The following is a 22,532-nucleotide window of genomic DNA, read 5'->3' on the forward strand; positions in this document are numbered from 1 at the left end:
AAAAGCCTTTTAGTTTAAAATAAAACAAAAAAATATAAATTAAAGTTCGTCTTTCAAATTTACATAAAATTTACATAGCTTTCCTAAGATAACACTATCAAATCTTATGAAAAGGATGAAAGATGACTCAAATGCTTAGCCGAAGAAGTTTTCTAAAGCTCTCTTCAACAGCTGCTGCAGTTGCAGGTTTTTCGAGCATTCCTGGAACCCTAGGTGCCATGGATGACATCAAAAAACAGTACAAAGGCAACACAAAGTTTACCCCTAGCATTTGCGAAATGTGTACGAGTTCCTGTACCATTGAAGCACGGGTAGAAGATGGCAAAGGAATGTTTATTCGAGGAAATCCAAAGGATAAAAGCCGTGGTGGAAAAGTATGTGCGAGAGGAAGTGCAGGGTTTAATCAACTTTATGACCCACAGCGTTTGGTAAAGCCTATTATGCGTGTAGGTGAGAGAGGTGAAGGAAAGTGGAAAGAGGTCAGTTGGGACGAAGCATACACTTTCATTGCCAAAAAACTTGAAGAGATTAAACAAAAACACGGTGCACATACGGTGGCATTTACCGCACGTAGCGGTTGGACGAAAACATGGTTTCACCATTTAGCCCAAGCCTATGGTTCACACAACCTTTTTGGTCACGAAGCGACCTGTCCCTTAGCGTATGGTATGGCAGGGCAAGATGTTTTCAGTGCTAGCAGTGTCGGACGTGATTTTGCAAAAGCAAAATACATTATCAATATGGGACACAATGTTTTTGAGGGAATTGTTATCTCTTACGCACGTCAATACATGGACGCTCTCTCTCATGGTGCTAAAGTGGTTACCCTCGAGCCTAGGCTTTCAGCGATGGCAGCAAAATCGAGCGAGTGGCATGCCATTAAACCTGGGCATGATTTACCGTTTGTTTTAGCATTTATGCATGTGTTAATTAACGAGAATCTTTACGATAAAAAATTTGTTGAGAAGTATTGTGAAGGGTTTGATGAACTCAAAGCGTCTATTGAGCCTTATACTCCTGAAAAAATGGCAGTGGAGTGTGATATTCCAGCCGATACCATTAAACGCTTAGCCAGAGAGTTTGCCAAAGCAGCTCCAAAAGCGATTTTTGATTACGGTCACCGTGTGACCTTTACACCACAAGAGTTAGAACTTCGTCGTGCAATGATGATGGTAAATGCACTTGTGGGTGCAGTAGAGCGAGATGGTGGTTATTATTTAGGTAAAAATGCTGATTTTTACAACCAATTTATTGGTGAAGGCGAGCCTAAAGCACCGAAACTTAAAAAACCAAAAACACCTGCTTATCCTAAAGTAGATGTTCCTAGAATAGATAGAATTGGTGAAAAGGACAGTGAGTTTTTCCTTGCCAGTAAAGGTGCTGGAATTGTGACCTTAGTTCCACATGCAGCGCTCAATGAACTCCCAGGCGTGGGCTATAAATTGCATGGTTGGTTTATCGCTCGTAACAATCCTGTCATGACACAATCCAATATGGAAAATGTCATTCAAGCACTTAAAGCGATGGATTTAGTTGTGGTTTATGACATTCAAGTCTCTGATACAGCATGGTTTGCCGATGTCGTGCTTCCAGATACAACTTATTTAGAGCGAGATGAAGAGTTTACCGCCAGTGGAAGTAAAAACCCAAGCTATGGCGTTGGTCGTCAAAAAGTCGTTGAGCCTATTGGGGAGAGCAGACCGCCATGGAGAGTCGCCAAAGAATTGGGTGAAAAAATGGGTTTAGGGGCGTACTTCCCGTACAAAGATATTGAAGATTATCGTTTGCAACAAGTGGGAGATAATATTGATTTACTCGCAAAATTAAAAGCAAATGGAAGTGCGAGTTTTGGTGTACCTTTGATGTTGCAAGAGAAAAAAAGCGTGGCTGAGTTTGTAAAAAAATTCCCAAGCGCTGCAGTGCATGTCAATGCTGAGGGAACCATTGATTTTCCAAAGAAAATTAAACTCTTTAGCCCAAAACTTGAAGAAGTTTCCAAAAAAGGAGCGCTGAGCTACGAGCCTCACAAATACAAAGAGAATGATGAGCTCTATTTTATCAATGGAAAATCAGCGGTAAGAAGTAACTCACACAATGGAAACAACCTTTGGTTAAACAACCTTTTAGATGATGCAGCGGTGTGGATTCACCCCAAAACAGCAGGGCGTTTAGGCATTAAAGATGGTGATAAAATTGAAGTATATAATAAATACTCCTCTCAAAAAGGCAAGGCACTTATCACCAAAGGTGTACGTGAAGATACCGTATTTGCTTACTTTGGTTTTGGGCATGTGAGTAAAGAGTTAAAACGTGCGTATGGAAAAGGTGTGAATAGCAATGCGCTTTATTCGCCATTGGTTTCGCCAAATTCTGGTATGAATTTACATATCGCTGGCGTTAAAGTCAAAAAAGCGTAAGGGGAGGATAAGACAATGGCAAAAAAATATGCAATGATTCACGACAACAATCTCTGCATCGGCTGTCAAGCGTGCAATGTAGCGTGTCGGTCTGAAAATCAAATACCAGAATCGGTCTATCGTTTACAAGTATGGATTAAACCTGAGGAGTATCCTAATGGAACCCTAGGCTATGAATACCACCGCCAATCGTGTGTGCATTGTGAAAACACACCCTGTGTAAGTGTCTATCCAACCCATGCTTCGTTTAAAAATGAAGATGGCATCGTCCTTGTGGATGTGGATTTGTGTGTGGGATGTTTGTACTGTGTGGCAGCATGTCCCTACCAAGCACGTTACGTAGACCCAGTAACCAAAGCCCCCAACAAATGTACGTTCTGTCATGAGTCTCGCTTAAGCAGGGGCGAGGAGCCAGCGTGTGTGACAGTATGTCCTACGGATGCTTTAGTCTTTGGCGATTTAAATGATCCTAAGAGCAAAATCAATACGGTACTTTCAGAACGTGTGACGTACCGACAAAAAGAGCGACTTGGAACAAAGCCAAAAATGTTTATTGTACCAAACCATAAAGGAGGGATTAAATCATGAATCACATTGCAGGCTCTTTAGAGCAATATTCAACACTTATATGGCATTGGCCTATTGCGGTTTATCTTTTCCTAGCAGGACTCTCAGCAGGAGCTGCTATGACCTCTTTAATGGTAAAATGGATGGAGGGCAATAACAAAGCGCCATGGGATGGTTTAATTAAAGCAGGTGCGCTTTTAGCGCCACTCACCATTTGTTTGGGTCTGTTTTTATTAATTTTTGATTTAACAAGACCCCTTCATTTTTGGAAATTATTGATTCATTATAACTTTAGTTCCGTCATGACACTGGGTGTTTTAGGGCTTTTCATCTATACACCGCTGAGTTTTCTTTACGCAGCCATAAAATTTAAACCGTGGTTGTTTGAAACAGGTCCTTTTGCAGGACTTTTAAAACCGTTTAAAGGCATCATTGACGGTATTGGTGACAATCCAGCATGGTTGGAGAGAACTCTCTTTTTGTTTGCGGTCATCATTGGTATCTATACAGGCTTTTTACTCTCAGCCATGTACAGCTATCCGCTTTTTAACACACCATTGTTACCGATTTTGTTCCTAGCCTCTGGGCTTTCATCAGGGGTTGCGGCTTCTATTTTGTTTGGGCTTCTCTTTTTCAAATCAGAGGTTAATCAAAAAAATGCCAAATACCTTTTAGAGCTTGATTTAAGAGTTGTTCCTATGGAGTTGTTACTTTTATTTGCACTTTTTGTAGGCATGTACTTTCAAGGTGGCGATAAAACACTGGTTGCTATTCAAGCCTTAACCACAGGTGTGTGGGCGTATGTGTTCTGGATAGGTGTCATTGGCATAGGTATTGCTACACCACTTTTAATTGCCGTGACGGCTTTAAAACATCATGCGTACCGTGTCGGTTACATTTTGCTCAATTCTGTGGTGGTACTTGTGGGTGTTGTTTTTTTAAGACTTTACATTCTCTACGCAGGTCAAACGTTTGTAGGATGATTGTACGATACAAAGCTCCCTTTTTTGGGAGCTTTGAGAGACTTGTTCATTCCCAGTAGATTGTGATAAAATGCTAATGTCAAAGGCCATTGAATATCTATGAACAAGGTGTAATTGTGAAACTAACCACTTACAGGTATGAAAGCCTTGAAGCCTTAGAGGCATTTCTTACAAAGACGTTTCCTCCCGATGCTCATCTTTTTATTCAACTTTTTTGCGGTAATACAAATCATCAAATCCTTCAGCCCCTTTTAGAGTGTTTAAAATCACAGCTTAGCAACAGTGTGATTATTGGTACAAGTACCACAGGAGAAATTAGCTCAGGGTGCATTCATACTTCTTCCATACAGATTAGTTTTTGTCATCTTCAAAAGAGTCGTGCTAAAGCCTATTATTTTGCAAAGGCAGATTTTGAAAGTGGGCAAAAAGCAGCACAAAAACTCATTGAGAAAGAGACACGAGTGTGTATCTCTTTTGCGTATCCTTTTGGAGAGGATAATAGTGAAAATTTTTTAGAAGGCTTTAATAGCGTATGTTCGCATGTTCCCATAGCTGGGGGGAATGCTTCAGATGAGTTTTTATTTTCGGATGCGTTTATTATTTGCGAAAATCACATTTACACGCAAGGGATTGTGCTGGTGGGATTGAGTGGAAAATCCTTACATGTAAACCATAAGTATTCACTGGGATGGATTCCTATTGGCAAAGAAATGTGTATTACCAAAGCCCATCATAACAGTGTGTATGAAATAGATCATCAACCCGTACAAGCGATTTATCAGCACTATTTAGGAGCGAAAAGCGTTCAAAATCTTCCCTTTAGTGCGATGGAATTTCCTTTTATGAAAATTTGTGATGGCATGGAAGTGTACCGCTCTTTGATTGGCGTTAATCCTGATGGTTCTTTACTGTATGCAGGGCATCTTCACGAGGGTGATAGGGTGCGTTTTGCTATTGGCAATATCGAGGAGATTATGCATAAAGCATTGCTCCTTCAGCAAGCTATTGATAAAAAACCAACTGAAGCTTTGTTTATCTATTCGTGCAGTGCACGAAAGGTTTTTTTACAAGAGCATTTAGCGTATGAGTGTGAGCTTTTGGAGCAAATTGCCCCCACCGCAGGGTTTTTTAGTTACGGTGAGTTTTTTCACACCGCACATCACCACCAGCTTTTAAATCTTACCACCACAGTGTTAGGACTAAGCGAGTCTGATTTTATTGTCTCACACACGGCTACTAGTAAACCCGAAGTGGTATGTTCAACACTCAAATCCTTAACCCATCTGGTGAATGTTACCCAACATGAATTAGACCTCAATACAAATTTTCTGAGCCAATATAAAAATGTTTTGGATGCGTGTTGTATTGTTTCAAAAATGGATTGTAAGGGTGTTATTACCTACGTGAATGAGGCATTTCGTGAAATGTCAGGGTATTCGTATGAGGAAATTATTGGACAAACGCATCGCATTTTTAGACCCAGTGATGCGGATCTTGTGGTGTATGAAAATTTATGGAATACCATTCGTCAGAAAAAGATTTGGAAAGGGATTACCAGAGGCATTGATAAAAAAGGAGCCGTGCACTACTTACAAAATACTGTGATGCCTATTTTGGATGCAAAAGGGGAGATTTTAGAATATATTTGTGCGCATTTTAGTATTACTGAATTGGTTTTAAAAGACCAAATCATTGAAAAACATTTTAAAGATGAACTGACAGGTTTTGGAAACCGTGAAGCCTTGTTTTATCGTTTGAGCTTACATGAGAAAAAGCAACTCTTAATTCTATTTAATGTAGTAGGCTTCTCAGAAATTAATGATTATTTAGGGTATGACGTAGGCGATGCGCTTTTAAAAAATATTGCACAGTTCTTAATGCACTCTTTTCAAGAACATTTGGATGTTGTTTTTCGAACCAATGGGGATGAATTTGCGGTATTGCTGAGTCATTATGATTTTGAAGAGAGTCTTTTGATGAAAGAGCGCATAAAAAAAATTGTGCATGAATTAGAAAAAAAAGTTTTCACGCTGTACGGTTATGATGTTTTAATACGCTTAAATGTAGGTGTGGCGCAAGAGCTTGGAAGTAAAGTGTATCGGTGTGCGCATATTGCACTCAAAGAGGCGAAAAGAGAAAATCAGCTCATTGTGTTTTACAATACCAACCATGCTCTCAAAAAAAGAACCACCCATAATCTTCAAATTATCCAAAAGATAAAACGTGCGATAGAACACGATCGAATTGTTCCTTTTTATCAAGGAATTTACGATAATGCACAGCAGAAAATTACCAAATATGAAGTATTGATGCGGCTAATGGAAGAAGATGGAACCTACTTAAGCCCTTATTTCTTTTTGGAACAAGCAAAAAAGACACGGCTTTATGAGAAGCTTACAAAAATCATGATTCAAAAAGCATTTGCGTATTTGAAAGATTTTGATGTGGATTTTTCGATTAATTTTACCAAAGGCGATATTCTCTCATCATCGGTAAAAGAGTGCTTGTACGAAACGATCAAAAAATATCAGTGTGGGCATCGGGTGATTTTAGAAATTGTGGAGTCTGAGGGCATTGAAAATTTTAGTGAAATTATCCATTTCATCCACGAAGTCAAAAAATTAGGCTGTCGTATTGCCATTGATGATTTTGGTACGGGGTACTCAAATTTTACCTATTTGGTTAAGTTGGATGTTGATTTTATTAAAATTGATGGTTCTATTATTAAAGCCATTGCTACCAATGAGGTGAACCGTATGATGACGCAAACCATTGTCTCTTTTGCACATAAAATGGGCTATGAAGTGGTGGCAGAATTTGTGGATAATCCGCAAGTACAAGCCATACTGGAAGAGTTACATGTAAACTTTTCTCAAGGCTATTTGTTTAGTAAGCCTAGTGCACTGATTCATCAAGCGAGTGTGTAAATGCTAATGAATGAACCCCGAAGAAATTTTTTAAAATGCGCAAGTGTGAGTGCCTTGATTCCTGGAAGTTTGGGAGCTGTGGGTACAAATTTTTTAAAAGGCGAAGATACCTCTATTCGCTCGGTGTGTGAAATGTGTAGCAGTCGCTGTGCGATGGAGGCTCGTGTGATTAATGGTAAAGTGGTCTCTTTGCAAGGCAATGCGTATGACAAAGCCATGGGAACCTCTTTGTGTGCGCGAGGCGTTGCTGGTATTTCACAACTTTATGATGAACAACGGCTTACGCAACCTCTGATTCGAGTGGGAAAAAGGGGTGAAAATAAGTGGCGTGTGGCAACGTGGGAAGAAGCCCTTGATTATATTGCTACGAAATTAAAGGATTTGAAAAAAAACTATGGAGCTAAAAGCGTTATTTTTTCTTCTAAAACAGGTGAGTCTTATGCGATGTTACGCTCGTTTGCCTATACGTTTGGCTCTCCCAACGTCTTTTCGCATTGGAGTTCGTGTCCCATTGCCATTCATACCGCTTTTGAGCATACTTTTGGAGAGACACTGGAGCGTGACTTTGAAAATGCACACTACATCCTCAATTTTGGGCATAACCTTTTTGAGGGCTTGGATATTCCGTTAACCAAAGCAATGGCACGGTTTGCTTCCAACCCCTCTAAAAAGTTGGTAGTGTTTGATCCTCGTTTTTCACTGATAGCCTCTAAGGCGAATGAGTGGTATCCCATTAAAGCAGGGAGCGATTTAGCCTTTGTACTTGCTCTTTTACATGTATGGATTCGTGATGGAAAATACGATAAAAACTTTGTGCAAGAGTATACCCTCGGATTTGAACAATTGGCAAAAGCACTCAAAGAGAGCACCCCTCAGTGGCAAGAGAGTTTAACAGGTATTGGTGCTCACGTGGTAGAGCGCATCGCAGATGAAATGTATCAAGCGGCACCTCGGTGCATTATTGATTGGGGGCACAAAGCAACAACCTCTCCTGCGGAGTACCAACGAAGCAGAGCCATTGTCATTGCCAATATTTTAATGGGCAATGTGGAAAGAAGAGGTGGCATTTATTTTGTCAAAGATGCAAAACGCATCAATGCTTTAGCAAAAGAGTCTTTGGTTCCAACGCTGGATGAAGCGTATCCTAGAGTATTTCCACACGAAGAGCGTTTAGAGGGTGCAGGACAAGGTGGAAAATACCGTTTTGTTTCAAAAGAACATGGGGTATTGCAAGCTATTCCAGAAGCCATTTTAGCGCAAAATCCCTACCCCATCAAAGGATGGTTTTTAACCCGTCACAATCCTTTAATTACCCTAGCCCATCCTCAAAAAACAAAAGAGGCGATGGAGGCGTTAGAGTTGATTGTTGTGAATGATATTTATTTGAGTGATACTGCTATGATGGCAGATGTGGTACTTCCAGAAGCGACGTATTTGGAGAGGGACGAGGGTATTCGTGAGCGAAGCGATAAAGTACCTTCTTATACCATGCGTAATCGTGCGATTCCTGCTATGCATGGTGCGAAAACACTTTTAGAATGTTTGCAGTATTTATCCCAAAAAATGGCTTTACAGACACCTTCTTTCTGGGAGACAATCGCAAAGCTTCGTGTGCATCAAGCCAAAGGAAATGAAGCGCTTTTAGCACTCTTGCTCAAAAGAGGTGTCGCAACATTTGGGATTCCTGAACTTTTTATGCGAGAGCCATTGGATGTGGAGAATTTTGTAGAGCGTTATCCTAAAAGCAAAGTATTTTTAACACAACGTGGATGTTTAAGCCATTTTTTTCATGCGCTTGAGACGCCATCGGGTAAAATAGAAATTTTCTCCGAAGCGATAGAGAAAATCTTTGAAGGGTATGGTCTGCCTCGTGGGGTAGATATGGATGTCACACAAGGGTATCCGTATGTCTTAATCAGCGGGAAAAGTGCGATTCATACCAATGGGCATACCCATAATATTCCCTATTTACATCAGCTTATGCCCGATAATCCTGTGTGGATGCACCCCAAAACAGCAAAAGCACATGGACTCAAAGCAGGGGATAGGTTTTACGTGGAAAATGGCATTTCTAAAGAGAAGGCAACGGCGTTTATTACCGAGGGGATTCGACCTGACACGCTTTTTGCCTACATGGGATTTGGAAGAGATGCTCCTGCTTTAAAGCGAACCCATGGTAAAGGCTTAAATCCTTCCAAATTGCTCTCTTTACAGAGTGCCCCTGTGTGCGGGGCGATGATCACCAATGTGGGTGTGAAAATTACAAAAGCATAGGGAAACATGATGCCAAAACACTACCGATTGCTCTATGATGAAAATGCCTGTATTGGCTGTCAAGCGTGCAGTGTAGCCTGTCGTGTGGAACACGGTGTGCCCGAAGACTTTTTTAGGCTTCAAGTGCGCATGGAATTGCATGGTGTTTTTCCTCATTTAGGGATGAGTTATGAACGCATGGCCTGTGTGATGTGTGAAGATGCCCCGTGTGTGAGTGTGTGCCCTACGTTTGCTTCCTTTCAAGATAAAGAGGGTTTGGTGCATATTGATGAGCGGGTATGCATTACATGTAAATATTGTATTTTAGCCTGCCCGTATCATGCTCGTTTTATCAATCCTTTAAAAAATGTGGTTGAGAAGTGTGATTTTTGTTATGAAAGTAGGGTTTCAAAAGCGTTATTGCCTGTATGTGTGAGCATTTGTCCCACCGAAGCACTTATATTTGGAGATATGAGTCAAACCGATTCTTTGGTCTGTAAAACCTCACAAAAAGAAACACTCATTTTCCCTAAAGCACATCTTAAAACAAAACCAAAAGTCGCATGTATTCCCAGACGTAAAGGGGCGAAGTCATGAGTTCTGTATGGGGAAATGTGGCGCAATATGGGATGGTGCATTGGTCATGGGCGATTGCGGTTTACCTTTTTTTAGCGGGGCTTAGTTCAGGTTCTATCATGGTAGCTCTTTTGGTGAAATGGAACCGTCATGAGCGTAGCAACTCTTCGATTTGGGATGCGATGATTAAATCGGGTGCGGTGGTAGCCCCTCTTTCCATTTTGCTAGGCTTGTTGCTTTTGGTGGTTGATTTGGGGCGTCCTTTGTCCTTTTATTGGTTATTGATTCGCTATAATGTCACATCAGTCATGAGTTTGGGTGTGCTGTTTTTATTGCTCTACACACCCATTGTTCTTGTGTTTATGCTCTTGGTTTTTGAGCGAAGTGTGATGAAATACACTTTTTTTGCACCTCTGGTTTCTTTGATTCAAAGTGTCAAAGAACTGCATTCTTATGCCAAAGTGATTGAGTATTTTTTATTTGTTACTGCCTTGTGTATCAGTTCGTACACGGGATTTTTACTCTCTGCTTTGTATGCGATTCCTTTGTGGAACAGTCCCATTTTACCTATTTTATTTGTAACCTCTAGTATCTCTTTAGGGATTGCTGTGAATATTTTAATAGGGTTGCTTTTTTTTAAAAGCACCATCAATGAAGAGAGTATTAAGTACCTTTTAGTCCTTGATTTACGGGTTATTTTAACGGAGCTTCCTTTATTGGCGCTTCTTTTTATTGGAATGTTTTACGCAGGAGCAGAATCGGCACAAGCGGCAAAAGATGCACTGAGTGTTGGATTTTGGGCGGGTCTTTTTTGGTTTGGAGTTATTGGCGTAGGGCTTTGTTTGCCTTTGTTAACGGTCATGATTGCATTGAAGAGTCATGTATACCGCATCAGTTATGTGGTGATTAACTCTATGGTGGTAATTGTGGGTGTGTTGATTTTACGTTATTACATTGTCTATGCAGGGCAAATTTATTTAGGATGAGACATGAAAATTTTACTCTTAGAAGATGATTATAACTGCAACGAAAGTATCAAAGAGTATTTGGAACTTTTAGGCTACGAAGTAGATGCTTTTTTTGACGGGGAAAGTGCCTTAGATGCTATTATGCAAAAGACCTATTATCTCTTTTTGCTCGATGTTAAAGTACCAAAACTCAATGGTCATGAGTTGATTAAATATATCAAAGAAGCGAATATTAGTACCCCTATTATCATCATCACCTCTTTGGTGGATATTGATAATATCGCTATTGGGTATGAGCTTGGATGCAATGATTATCTCAAAAAACCCTTTGAGCTTAAAGAGTTAGAGCTTCGCGTCAAAGAGCTGATTAAGAAGCATTATCAAACCAGTTCTCAAAGTGAGTTTAAGCTGGCGTGTGGGTATGTGTTTAACTTTGAAACGGGAGAACTTAAAAAAGAGGACAAAACCATTGTTGCTTTTACTTTAAAAGAGCAAGATTTGGTGCGATTTTTGATTTCTCGAAAAAACACCTTTTGCGATATTGAACTTATTCGTGAAAATGTGTGGGAGGGTAAAGAGATAAGCTATGCGGATATACGCATGTACATTCGTAAAATCAGACTTAAAGTGGGTGATGAGCATTTTATTAAATCTTCTAGGGGCTTAGGGTATAAAATTGATGTTATCGTATAATCCACTACGTTTGGTTTTTGTTTATACCCTCATTGTTATGGGGCTTTTTTGTGTACCCAGTTACTTTGCGATTCAAAGTAGCATTATGGAGGAAAAATACAAAGCCACACATGAATTAGTTGAGTGGATAGAAACCCATGAACACGCCATTTTTGCATCCCAATCGTTTGAAATTCCACGTAGTGTTCGTTTTCGCATCAATATTTACGATGCTAAACACACCATGCTTTACCATGATATTAAAGAGCCATTGAGCGATTTAAATTTTAGGGTGCGTTTTATTTACCCTTTTTTATACTATCAAAAAGAGCTAAGAGCGCATGAGAAGCTCTATTATTTGGTAGTGCAATTGCAACTCAATTATGCACGTATTATTTTTTTAAGTACCATGCTTTTTTTTATAGTGCTTTTTTTAATTTATTTAATGAGCCATATTTTTATCAATTCAAGCATTTATCCTTACCGCAAAACACAACAGTATATGAATGATTTTTTTAACGATTCGATGCATGAACTTAAAACGCCTTTGGGTGTTATTAACATCAATGTTGAATTGCTCTCTCACTATGCAACACCCTCAAAGCACCTTCAACGCATTAAAGCAGCCACCAAACAGATGCAAATGACGTATGAAGATGTGGAGTATTATATTAAGCATAAAAAAGTGACCTACAACAAAGAGGCGATTAATCTTTCTGAATACTTAAGTTTACGTATTGCTTTTTTTGAAGATATTGCCCTATCAAAGTCTATTGTTTTAACGCACAGCATTGGGCCTAATATGATGATTTATATGAGCAAAGTGGAGTTGCAACGCATTTTGGATAATACACTTTCTAATGCGATTAAATACTCCTTTTATCAAGGTAAAGTAGAGATTTCTTTAGTGCAAAAAGATGAAACACATTGTGTGTTAAGTGTACAAGATTATGGGCAGGGCATTAAAGATTTGTACAAAGTCTTTCAGCGTTTTGAGCGAGAAGACTCCGTGCAAGGCGGTTTTGGTTTGGGGTTAAATATTGTGCATAATATTTGCAATAAAAATGACATTGATATTGAAATAGAATCGTATGAAAACAGAGGTTCACGCTTTACCTACATTTTTCAAAGAGATAAAAAGAAATTGTTAGATTCTGTTGAAACAGACGAAAAAAAAGGGTTTAAATGAGAGAGAAAAAGTTTTTTTTAAGTGCAGCAGTGATGCTGTTTTTTGGACTTGTGTTGCTTTTTTTGTACCAAAAATCTATGGCATATGAAGAGGAAGAGGCATTAAAAAAACAGATGGATTCACTTTTGTTAACCCTGCACAATAAAATTAAAGAGACCACAACCATCTCTTTGGCAAGTTCCGTGGTTTTGGCCAAAAACCCCTACATCATTGCCTGTTTGAAAGAGCAAAAAAAAGAGCCGTGTTTGGGCTATTTAATTGAGATTAAAAATACATTAGCCCTTGCCAATGTTTTTGACAATGCACGTTTTCATTTGCATACGAAAACCTTTAAAAGTTTTATGCGCCTTTGGGATTATGATAACCAACACAATGATGACTTAAGTGCGTTTCGCCACACCTTAGAGAAGATTAAAACCACAAGAACACCAATGGATGGGATTGAAATTGGAAGACACGGCATATTTTTACGTGCGATTGTGCCTGTGATGGATAAAAATGAGTATCTAGGAAGCTTTGAAACGGTGGTTGATTTTAAAGCACTAAATAATTATTTTAACAAAGATGGTGTGATGTTTTATGTCTTAATGAAGAAGGAGTATTGTGCTATTGCCAATGCCGTAGTCTACGATGAAACACTGATGCTGGATAACTATGCCATTGTCAATCAATCCATTAATGGGCTTCATTTTATCAAAGAGGTCAATCTTCAAGGCACAGGGTATATTAAAAAAGGGGATAATTACGTGCTTTACACACCCATTACGGATATTAATGGCGAAAATGTTGGCTTTTTTGTTTTAACATGGAAAGAGAGTCTCTCCTTAGCCTCCTTTAAAGGCTAAGGTGTTTTCTCGCTTCGTTGCGAATTCTATCCATGCCCATGTAAAACTCTTTCATCAACACTAAAAAGAGGTAATCACCGTATTCTGTGGTAAGAATATTCTCTTTATTTTCTTTAATGGCTTTGGCAAATTTAAGTGCCATCAACTCTTTTTTAAGTGCATCGTTTACGCTTACGCCAAACATCGCTTCAAATTTTTTCTTTGAGAGTTTGCCATTAAAAAGATCGACCATCAAACGGTAATACATACGAGAAGTAAGTCCAAATGTGCGCTCTTTAACCACCGCACTTTTTCTTTGAGCAATACACTCTGCGTATTTATCCAGTGCGAATTCGTTATGATAAAGCGTGTTATTTAAAAAACTAAACGAACCAGACCCCACGCCCACATACTCTTCATTGTCAATTACATACTCATCAATCATCGATTCACTCTCTTTGGAAAATGACCAACCATGACGGGAAGGATAGCTCTCTTTGAGTGACTCTTTGATGAGGTTGAAGAAGGTATATTCATTGGCAAGGCTGAACGTTCCTAGCGTTTTTTTGACACTGTTTTTCACCATGGATGAGGTCATTAGAGGGTAGAAGCTGCTCTGTTCTGGGGAGAGTTTTTGAAGTAATTCTAAATCTTTTAAAAGAGTTTCATTGCTTTGGTTAGGAAAATTAAAAATTAAATCCACACTGGTAATGGGCAAAATACCAAGCATTGCGCTAATTTTATCATACACTTCTTCGCCTGAGCCAAATTTTTCATAGCGCCCCAATTTTTGCAACAGGGCATTGTCAAACGTTTGTACACCTACAGAGAGACGATCCACCAAGCCATCCAAACGAAGAACGGTTTTAGGTTTGATATGATTAGGGTCGGTTTCACAGGAGACATGTTGAATATTAAAGAGGGTTCGTACCAATTCAATGGTTTTAATCAGCTCATCCTCATCAATTAAAGGGGTACCTCCACCCAAGACCAAATAATTAAAACGGTAGCCTAAATCTTTTACATGTAAAAGTTCTTTTCTCAGATGTTTAAAATAATGCGCTGCTGCTTCTTTGGTATAAGTGAATTTATTGAACGAACAATAGGGGCAAAACATGGTACAAAAGGGAATATGGATGTATAAAAGATACTCTTTATCTTCAGGTGGGGGCGGTAAGGTGTCTGTGGGTTTGTTAACATGTAAATAGTGTTTGGTGTACTGATGCATAAAATAGCTGGTGGCATTGGTAACAATCTTGACGTGGCTCTCTCTCATAATCTTTTTCCTCTTTTACTCTTGCTTCGTGCATTATAATGCGTTTACGTGATATTTCGAAGGTGATGAATCTCACAGTTGCTTCGCATATTCCTTACAATGCCTCTTTAATTCTATTTTTTAAGAAATTTTTTTAATTTCTCTTTGCGTATTATAAAGGGTCAGTGTAATTTTTATGTAAATAAATGGTAACAGAGAAAAAAAGGAAAAACGGGGGAAACGTTTTTCATAACACTAGGACTTTACATTTCACCTTTTAACCCTTACATGTAAACGTTATGATTTTACATTTTTTACACAACAGCACTCTTTTCATTTCTTAGATGTTTCAATTTCGTATCGAGCCAAAAAGGAGCAAAAGGAATCAATGAACAGGCAAAACAGAAGAGGGAAAATTTTAACGCCCATTGGTAGCGCACGGAAGCGTGAAACAAAGAAGCAACAAATAAAACAAATAAAACACCATGCGTCATACCGATATACCTTACAAAGGTTGGGTCTCCTGCTATGTATTTTAGGGGCATTGCAATGCCAATTAAAAGCAAAAAGGAAAGACCATCCATGGCACTAAAAAGGCGTAACCTTGTCAAACTGTTTCCTAGCATACTCACTCCAACATAAAGAAATATGAAACATCATAACCAAAGATTTTAAACTAAGATTAAATCTATTGGATAAAAGTGATAGTAAATTTTAAGCATATACGCTTTTACATGTAAAAGATTTGGAGAAAATAAAAATACAAAGAGGGTTTGCATTGCCATAATTTAGCATGTGAAAATTAGCATAATTGGCTATAATTTTGAAAAAACTTAAAGGAAGCCGTAATGCAAACCTACGCATGTGGACACATTAACCCCGATTCAGATTCTGTTGTATCGGCGATTTCTCTCTCCTATCTTAAAACACAGCTTGGTGAAACATGTACGCCTGCACGTCAAGGAGAATTAAGCCCTGAGACGAAATTTATTTTAAGTACGTTCAAACTAGAAGCACCGATGCTTAAAAATGATTTCTCAGGCGATAATCTTTACATTACCGATTATTCAGATTTAGCGCAAGCACCACACAATCTCAAAGAGACCAACATTTTGGGCATTGTGGATCATCATAAGCTCGGTGACATTACCACCACGACACCTTTAGAGTGTTGGATTCGCCCTGTTGGCTGTACCAATACCATTGTCAAAGAGATGTTTGACCACTATAAAATTAGCATTCCAAAAGATATTGCAGGGGCGATGATGCTCGCCATTTTAAGTGACACAGTACTCTTTAAATCCCCAACATGCACCAAAGACGATACCAAAGCGGTGAAAGAGTTGGCGCAAATTGCGGGCGTGGAAAATTTTAAAGCGCTGGGTATGGAGATGTTTTTAGTCAAATCCGCGGTTAAAGGTGCAAGCCCACGTTCCCTCTTGCTACGTGATTATAAAGATTTTGAGATGGGTGGCAATAAAATTGGCATCGGTCAGCTTGAAGTAGTAGACCTCAAAGTTTTTGATGCGATGAAAGAAGCACTTTTTGCTGACATGAAAGCCTATAAAGAAGAGGGCAATCGCCATAGCGTGATACTTTTATTGACAGACATTATGGTGGAGGGCTCTCAATTTTTAGTGGTGAGTGATGATGAGAGTAAAATTGAAAACGCATTTAACACAAAATTGCTCAACCATGAAATGTGGGTCGATAAAATTTTAAGCCGTAAAAAACAGGTCATTCCTGTCATGGAAAAGCAGTTTTAAAAGCACTTTTGTGAAAAAGAGTCCGCTGAAAAAACGCTATCTCATTCAAAACCCTAAAGAAGCAGTGCGCACCTTTGCCACTGCTTTCCCCTCCTATTTAAAACTCTTCTTAGGGCTTTACCTTGAAACAGATGTATCTAAAAAAGAACCTCTGGGTGTGTTAAGCCTTCGGTTTGACGTGCCTGAGACATTGCTTTTATTTGAACGTGTATGTACTTCGTATATTCTTGAAGAGGTTAGCCATAAAAAAGAGTATAAAAATCGTTTTTTAGCCCTCTTTGGTTTACCGTGCAGTTATGATTTTTCTCTCTTAGACGTTTTTAAACGCTGCGATACCTTAGGTGCAACACCGTTTGAATTCTCTTTTTTGGGAGGAATGAGTTCGCAAAAAGTTTTAAGAGTGTTACTCTATCGCCAGATGCAGTTTCTAGAACATACCGTAGCATTGTTATTAGACGATGATGCCAAAGCACCTAAAAAACTGTTTCACATAGCCAATGAAATACAAGAAATTTTAGCCCTAGGTGAAGCTTTTTTTGATGCTTGCTTGCTTCAACGATTTAAAGAGGCTTGTGTGCCTTTTTTAAGTAAGCAAAGAGAGCAATTACTGCTATGCGTACAACAAGAGGCGTATCAAACCTTTTGTATGGACATGGACTTTTTCTTGCGTGAACAAAGCGGATTTTATTGTTTAGAAAGAGGCGATACACCCTTGCTTTTTTTACTTAAGAAAAAGCCGAAAAAAGAGAATCGTGCCATCATAAAAAGGCTCAGAAAAGCCCTTTCTTAAAAGAAGTAATCCTTTGGCTACGTAGCGAAAAATTAAATGTTCATTCGCTACAATAATAGACAATTAGATGTATAAGGGATTATGGTGGAGACAAACGAAAACAAACAGCAAAAAATTGTTCAAATGTTCGATGATATTGCAGGAACCTATGACACGGCTAACCGAGTGCTGAGTATGGGCATTGACATTCAATGGCGTAAAAGAGCGTGCGATGAGACCTTTAAGCGCTATGAAAAACCCATTGAGCTTATTGTGGATGTGGCGTGTGGTACGGGCGATATGATGGGCTATTGGGCGAAGCAGGCAAAAAAAGCAGGACGAAAGATAGGAAAAATTTTAGGGGTTGATCCATCCGTTGGCATGACCGATGTGGGTAAGCAAAAATTTCCAGAATTCGAGTTTGTGATTTCTGAGGCAACAGCGCTTCCTTTGGACAATGCGTCTGCCGATGTTGTGAGCATTAGTTATGGTATTCGCAATGTGGTAAAGCGTCAAGATGCGTTTAGAGAATTTGCTCGTGTGCTCAAGTCTGGTGGTTATGTGGTGATTTTGGAATTTACCAAAGATGATAAAAAAGGCTTTTTCTTTGCCTTGAAAGACATGTATCTAAATAAAATTCTTCCTATTTTAGGTGGATTCATCTCTAAAAATAAAGAAGCGTATGAGTACCTTCCAAACTCCATCGAGGGTTTTTTAACCGCACCCATGCTTCAAAAAGAGTTGGATGAGGCTGGATTTGAGATTGAATTTTCTAAAAGTTTCTCCATGGATATTTCAACCCTTGTGATTGCTAAAAAACGCTAATGAGCCACACCCTTAGTGTTTCTACTTTAAACACACAAATTAAGTCTTTAATGGAGGCAACCTTTTTACATGTAAGTGTTGAAGGGGAGGTTTCAAGACCCACCTACCATAGCTCAGGACATCTCTACTTTACCCTTAAAGATGCGGATGCTTCCATTTCGTGTGTGATGTTTAAAGGCAATACAAAGAGCCTAAAATTTCAAGTTGAAGAGGGTTTAGCCGTTGTGGTACATGGAGCTATTTCGGTTTTCTCACCCCGTGGAACGTATCAGATCAATTGTACTTCCATGGAGCCAGCAGGCAGTGGGGCATTAGCGCTTGCGTATGAACAGCTCAAAGCAAAACTCGGGGCAAAAGGCTATTTTGAAGCAGCACGTAAAAAAGCGTTACCTCGCTTTGTCAATCACATAGCCCTTGTCACCTCAGGAACAGGAGCTGCCTTACAGGACATGCTCAGGGTGGCTACAAAACGCTGGCCATTGGTCAAGATTACTTTGATTGATACTTTGGTTCAAGGAGAAGGTGCGAAGTTTTCTCTTGCCTCCAACATTGCCCGTGCGGATGCTTTGGGCGTGGATGTGATTGTTCTTAGTAGGGGTGGGGGAAGTGTGGAAGATTTGTGGGTATTTAATGAAGAAATGGTTGCAGACGCACTCTTTACATGTAAAACCCCTGTGGTCTCTGCGGTGGGTCATGAAATCGACTATGTGATCAGTGATTTTGTTGCCGATGTGAGAGCGCCAACCCCATCGGCTGCCATGGAGATGATACTGCCTGATAGCGCAGAGATGCTTCAACGTCTTGATAGCATGATGGAACATTTTAACCTTCTTTTTGGGCGCATACTTCATGCAAAAGAGGAGCAAGTAGAACAACTCAAACGCCTGTTTGCCAAACGCTCCATGGATGAAAAACTTTCCTTGTGGAAGAGTGAAATGGCAATCTTAGAGCGCCAATACAACGATAAAATTGCACTCTTACACCGTGAAAAATCACGTCAGGTACATTTACTTTTAGAGCAACTTTCCTTTCAAACCAGACAAAATTTAGCTAAAAAAGAGCAAATCCTCTCTTCTTACACCCTTGCGCTAACCTCAAAAGAGCCTAGCCGTGAGCTTAAAGCGTGCTATGCGCAGGTGGTAAAAGAGGGTAAAAAAGTTACGTTGGAAAGTCTTGAAGAGGGAGAGGCGTTTGAACTCCAAAACTCCTCCGTGATCCTTAAAGCACACGTTCTTACAAAACGGGTGCTCAAAGTATAATAATAAAAATTTAACTTTCTTTTGCATATGATTAGGAAAATGAGTAATAGATTAACATAAAAAGGATTGCTATGAATCGTTCTTGGGCATTGAGTGTGAGTAGTGTGATTGCATTTTTCTTCTTAACAGGGTGTGTGCCAGCTGTGTCCACGCAACAGTTACAAACGGGGGCTGAGCATAAAGAGACGGTTGCTCAAACCATTCAAGCAATGGAAAAAGATACTTCTGCGCAAAGTGAAATGTGGTATTGGCTCAATTTAGCACGTTTATACCAAAGCACGAAAGAGTATGAAAAATCAACACAAGCCTTTCAAAAAGCCGAAGCCATTTTGGATGAATACGAAGCCAGAGCAGAGGTAAGTATGCGCAATGTGGGCTCAAGCATGGGCTCATTGCTCTTCTCTAAAGGGGCTGAGACCTATTATGGAAAAGGGTATGAGCGAACATTGATGCACACACTCAATGGTTTAAACTATGCCATGATGGGTAATTTTGAGGGTGCAACGGTTGAAATGCGTAAGATGGAAAAACGTCAAGAGTTTTGGCTAAAAGAGTCTGAGGAAAAAATTACAGAAGCGCAACAAAAAAAGAAAGACGTTCAGGGCAATCCTAATACAGAGCAAATTCCAGCAGGCTATTCTATGGGTGAAATGCTGCAAGACCCTGATGTGAAAGCGATGGCAAATAACTATCAAGATGCCTTTTCTTATGCGTTAAGTGCGGTGGTAAGTCGTATTTCCAATGATATGCAGTATTCACAAATCAGCCAAAAAAGAGCTTTAGCGCTTTCTCCTGAAGCTTCCATTGTTTTTGCGCCGTTTAAAGCAAGCCCTGATACGGTTGAGGTGTATGTTGTTGCTTTTACAGGACAAGCCCCTGTTCAAAGTATTGATAAGATTCGTTTTCCTTTACCGAGTTTAAATTATTATACGGTTCTTGATTTACCTGCATTAAAGCATCCAAAAGATGATATTTCTTATGTTAATATCTATTCACCCTTGATGGGTGAGAGTGCAGCTCCTCGATTACTTAAAACGGATAAAATGGCGTATAAAACGCTCAAAGATGAGCTTCCATTGGAAATTATGAAATCAGTGGTACGTGCTACCAGTAAAGGGGTTGTCGCTAAACAAGCATCCGATCAAGGTGGCTTATTGGGTGGTTTGGCTGCGTCTATTTTAATGGACGTTACCTCCAGTGTAATGGAGAAGAGCTATCGCAACTGGGAGATGTTACCTAATTCTGGGTATTTATCAAAAGTCTCAGCGAAAAAAGGCGATACAGTTGTTGTAAAATTAGGAGGACAAGATATACGTGTGTATGTTCCGCAAGAGACAAAACATGGCACTTTAATTCTTGTTTCGTATCTTTCTAGTCAAAATGTGGAGGTGGATCATGTTGAATTTTAAATCGTTAGTTTTGAGTGCGTCAGCACTTTTACTCCTTAGTGGATGTGCCAATCAAAATCAGCAAATGCAACGAGAGGCTGTGATGGAGCGCAATCAAGCGTTTAGTGTCGATAAAGTCAATTTTGTTGATGATATGGATGTTTTGGTGAGCGATATAAAACTCTTTAGCGAAAATGGTTTTTTGAAGGTGATGGTAGAGTTTATGAATGCGGATGATGGCAAAAAACGTGATTTTGTCTATCAAATAGAGTGGTACGATGCAAACGGTCAGCTCAAAGAGAGTACCAGTTGGAGACCTAAGAGCGTTATTGGCAATCAAAAAGTGAAAATCATGGAAGCAGCAACCATGCCTTCTATTGTTGATTATAAATTAATTATTTCTACTAAAAAATAAGGAGTATACATTATGGGTTCAATGTCAAAAATAATAGGTAGCGTTGCAGTAGCGACATTTTTATTTACAGGATGTGCCACAACAGGCGGTGCTGGAAGGGTTGATGGGGATAGTAATGTCGCATATGGCGATGCGAAAGCCGTTGAGACAGTCACAGCAGACTTTGGCTCGACTGATCTGCAAGCAACAGCAGAGATGATGACCCAATCTCTTTTAGAGAGTCGTTACATTATGAAGGCACAACAACCTCCTAAAATTAGACTTCGAGATGTTAAAAATCAGACCTATGAGCATATTGATACCAAAGCCATTACCGATAAAATTCGTATTAAACTTTTAAAATCAGGCTCAGTACGCTTTTTAGCGGATAAAAGCAATCTCTCACAAGTCAACGATGAGCGTGATCTAACCGAAACAGCAACGAAGAAAAAAACGCTTAAAGCGATGACAGATTCAGATTATATCGTGACAGGTACGGTTCGTTCTATTAAAAAAGCCAATGCCAATGTTCAAGATGTTTATTACAATATCTCTTTAGAATTGGTTGATCCTCAAAGCGGTGAGATTTTGTGGGCAGATGAAAAAGAGATTCGTAAAGTGAGTAAAAAATCTTCCCTAGGGTGGTAATATGAAAGTGTTAATCTCAAAAGTATTGGTGGGTTTTTTGGTGATGCAAGGCTTACTGCATGCTCAGGTCATTCCTTTGGATAAAAGCGTTGTAGTGATGCCCTTGCGCTATACCTATCAAGTTAGCCGTGAGTTTTACGATGAGTATTCCAGAGCCGAATCTTCACTCAAAGGCTATGCGCATGAAAAAGGTTCTGTATCACACAATGCGCAGTACCGTGAGGGTTACAGTGGTGGAAGTGCGAGTGCCTCATCGAAGGGGAGTTTTGATGGCAAATATGATCTAAAAGCCAAAGACGAGAGAGAATTTCATGCAAGCACCGATAAGGTTATTGTTGAAAAGAGTTTTGATTCTGAAAAATTAACAGGCATTATTGAATCTGCTTTGAGCGAGGGTGGGGTAAAACTAGGCATGCGAAATCCAGAGTATGCCAAGGCTAAAACCTCAGAAGAAGCGGCAAAAAAGGCCATCTCAAAACGTGCAGGTGATTATGTTTTAACGGGGGATATTGTCAGAATGCAACTAGGGGGTATTCGACGAGTACCCGATGGTACAGAGCGACGCTATGCCATTAATGCTACATGTAAAATTAGTATTAAAATTACACGGGCAAGTGATAGCACTTCTACCTTTGCTCGAACCTTTACAGGCAAAGGCTCTAAAACCTTTGATGCAAGTGAGTATATTCCAACCGATGAAGTCATTGATATGGCCGTCGAAGATGTTGCCTTGCAAATAACAGCGGCGCTTTTGGGAAAACGTATTGCAAATCCGAGCGAATCAGATGATGAGTATCAAGACTCTCCTGGTAAGCGTTTGGTTCAATAAGTTTTATACGGATAGGTTTTACA

Annotated in this window: 20 protein-coding genes; 18 read left to right on the forward strand and 2 right to left on the reverse strand. The window is 39.5% G+C overall.

What is annotated here, in order from left to right:
• Positions 1-122: 122 nt before the first annotated feature.
• From phsA (SULBA_RS01400) to SULBA_RS01445, 10 genes are all read left to right on the forward strand, one after another.
• Positions 123-2,417, forward strand: coding sequence for a thiosulfate reductase PhsA (gene phsA / locus SULBA_RS01400; protein ID WP_014768488.1), 2,295 nt, complete (start codon positions 123-125; stop codon positions 2,415-2,417).
• 15 nt (positions 2,418-2,432) lie between these two features.
• Entirely contained in the window at positions 2,433-3,005 is a 573-nt protein-coding gene (locus tag SULBA_RS01405) for a 4Fe-4S dicluster domain-containing protein (protein WP_014768489.1), read from the forward strand.
• Positions 3,002-3,967 (forward strand): NrfD/PsrC family molybdoenzyme membrane anchor subunit, encoded by a 966-nt coding sequence (gene nrfD / locus SULBA_RS01410; protein ID WP_014768490.1) that lies wholly within the window; start codon positions 3,002-3,004, stop codon positions 3,965-3,967. Before SULBA_RS01405 ends, nrfD (SULBA_RS01410) begins: the two co-directional genes overlap by 4 nt.
• Before the next feature lie 116 nt (positions 3,968-4,083).
• Positions 4,084-6,894 (forward strand): EAL domain-containing protein, encoded by a 2,811-nt coding sequence (locus SULBA_RS01415; protein WP_014768491.1) that lies wholly within the window; start codon positions 4,084-4,086, stop codon positions 6,892-6,894.
• 6 nt (positions 6,895-6,900) lie between these two features.
• Positions 6,901-9,168, forward strand: coding sequence for a thiosulfate reductase PhsA (gene phsA, locus SULBA_RS01420; protein WP_041671882.1), 2,268 nt, complete (start codon positions 6,901-6,903; stop codon positions 9,166-9,168).
• Positions 9,169-9,177: 9 nt separating this feature from the next.
• Positions 9,178-9,744: a 4Fe-4S dicluster domain-containing protein gene (locus SULBA_RS01425; RefSeq protein WP_041671747.1), complete on the forward strand. Its 567-nt coding sequence runs from the start codon at positions 9,178-9,180 to the stop codon at positions 9,742-9,744.
• Entirely contained in the window at positions 9,741-10,709 is a 969-nt protein-coding gene (gene nrfD / locus SULBA_RS01430) for an NrfD/PsrC family molybdoenzyme membrane anchor subunit (protein WP_014768494.1), read from the forward strand. The genes SULBA_RS01425 and nrfD (SULBA_RS01430) overlap by 4 nt, the downstream gene beginning before the upstream one ends.
• Positions 10,710-10,712: 3 nt before the next feature.
• Complete coding sequence (locus SULBA_RS01435; protein ID WP_014768495.1) at positions 10,713-11,384, forward strand: response regulator transcription factor; 672 nt, start codon at positions 10,713-10,715, stop codon at positions 11,382-11,384.
• Complete coding sequence (locus tag SULBA_RS01440) at positions 11,371-12,552, forward strand: sensor histidine kinase (protein ID WP_014768496.1); 1,182 nt, start codon at positions 11,371-11,373, stop codon at positions 12,550-12,552. Before SULBA_RS01435 ends, SULBA_RS01440 begins: the two co-directional genes overlap by 14 nt.
• Complete coding sequence (locus tag SULBA_RS01445; RefSeq protein WP_014768497.1) at positions 12,549-13,397, forward strand: cache domain-containing protein; 849 nt, start codon at positions 12,549-12,551, stop codon at positions 13,395-13,397. Before SULBA_RS01440 ends, SULBA_RS01445 begins: the two co-directional genes overlap by 4 nt.
• On the opposite strand, the gene SULBA_RS01450 is transcribed toward SULBA_RS01445, so the two are convergent.
• Positions 13,387-14,652: a coproporphyrinogen III oxidase family protein gene (locus tag SULBA_RS01450; RefSeq protein ID WP_014768498.1), complete on the reverse strand. Its 1,266-nt coding sequence runs from the start codon at positions 14,650-14,652 to the stop codon at positions 13,387-13,389. The genes SULBA_RS01445 and SULBA_RS01450 overlap by 11 nt on opposite strands.
• A 293-nt stretch (positions 14,653-14,945) precedes the next feature.
• On the reverse strand, positions 14,946-15,257 hold the full coding sequence (locus tag SULBA_RS01455; protein ID WP_014768499.1) for a DUF3817 domain-containing protein: 312 nt from the start codon (positions 15,255-15,257) through the stop codon (positions 14,946-14,948).
• A gap of 222 nt (positions 15,258-15,479) precedes the next feature.
• Here SULBA_RS01455 and SULBA_RS01460 point away from each other — a divergent pair, with 222 nt between their 5' ends.
• The 8 genes from SULBA_RS01460 (at position 15,480) to SULBA_RS01495 (ending at position 22,509) form a co-directional block, all read left to right on the forward strand.
• Complete coding sequence (locus SULBA_RS01460) at positions 15,480-16,397, forward strand: manganese-dependent inorganic pyrophosphatase (protein WP_014768500.1); 918 nt, start codon at positions 15,480-15,482, stop codon at positions 16,395-16,397.
• A 10-nt stretch (positions 16,398-16,407) separates the two neighbouring features.
• The gene (locus SULBA_RS01465) at positions 16,408-17,187 is read left to right on the forward strand and encodes a hypothetical protein (RefSeq protein ID WP_014768501.1); all 780 of its coding nucleotides are present in this window, start codon (positions 16,408-16,410) and stop codon (positions 17,185-17,187) included.
• 81 nt (positions 17,188-17,268) lie between these two features.
• Entirely contained in the window at positions 17,269-17,991 is a 723-nt protein-coding gene (ubiE, locus tag SULBA_RS01470; protein ID WP_041671749.1) for a bifunctional demethylmenaquinone methyltransferase/2-methoxy-6-polyprenyl-1,4-benzoquinol methylase UbiE, read from the forward strand.
• Positions 17,991-19,250, forward strand: coding sequence for an exodeoxyribonuclease VII large subunit (xseA, locus tag SULBA_RS01475; protein WP_014768503.1), 1,260 nt, complete (start codon positions 17,991-17,993; stop codon positions 19,248-19,250). Before ubiE ends, xseA begins: the two co-directional genes overlap by 1 nt.
• Positions 19,251-19,321: 71 nt before the next feature.
• Positions 19,322-20,659 (forward strand): COG3014 family protein, encoded by a 1,338-nt coding sequence (locus SULBA_RS01480; protein ID WP_014768504.1) that lies wholly within the window; start codon positions 19,322-19,324, stop codon positions 20,657-20,659.
• The gene (locus tag SULBA_RS01485; protein ID WP_014768505.1) at positions 20,646-21,053 is read left to right on the forward strand and encodes a DUF1425 domain-containing protein; all 408 of its coding nucleotides are present in this window, start codon (positions 20,646-20,648) and stop codon (positions 21,051-21,053) included. The genes SULBA_RS01480 and SULBA_RS01485 overlap by 14 nt, the downstream gene beginning before the upstream one ends.
• A 12-nt stretch (positions 21,054-21,065) precedes the next feature.
• On the forward strand, positions 21,066-21,680 hold the full coding sequence (locus SULBA_RS01490; protein ID WP_014768506.1) for a penicillin-binding protein activator LpoB: 615 nt from the start codon (positions 21,066-21,068) through the stop codon (positions 21,678-21,680).
• Between the two features lies 1 nt (position 21,681).
• Complete coding sequence (locus SULBA_RS01495; protein WP_014768507.1) at positions 21,682-22,509, forward strand: hypothetical protein; 828 nt, start codon at positions 21,682-21,684, stop codon at positions 22,507-22,509.
• Positions 22,510-22,532: the final 23 nt, after the last annotated feature.

Origin of the sequence: Sulfurospirillum barnesii SES-3 (genome assembly GCF_000265295.1) — a bacterium.
Classification (GTDB): Bacteria; Campylobacterota; Campylobacteria; order Campylobacterales; family Sulfurospirillaceae; genus Sulfurospirillum; species Sulfurospirillum barnesii.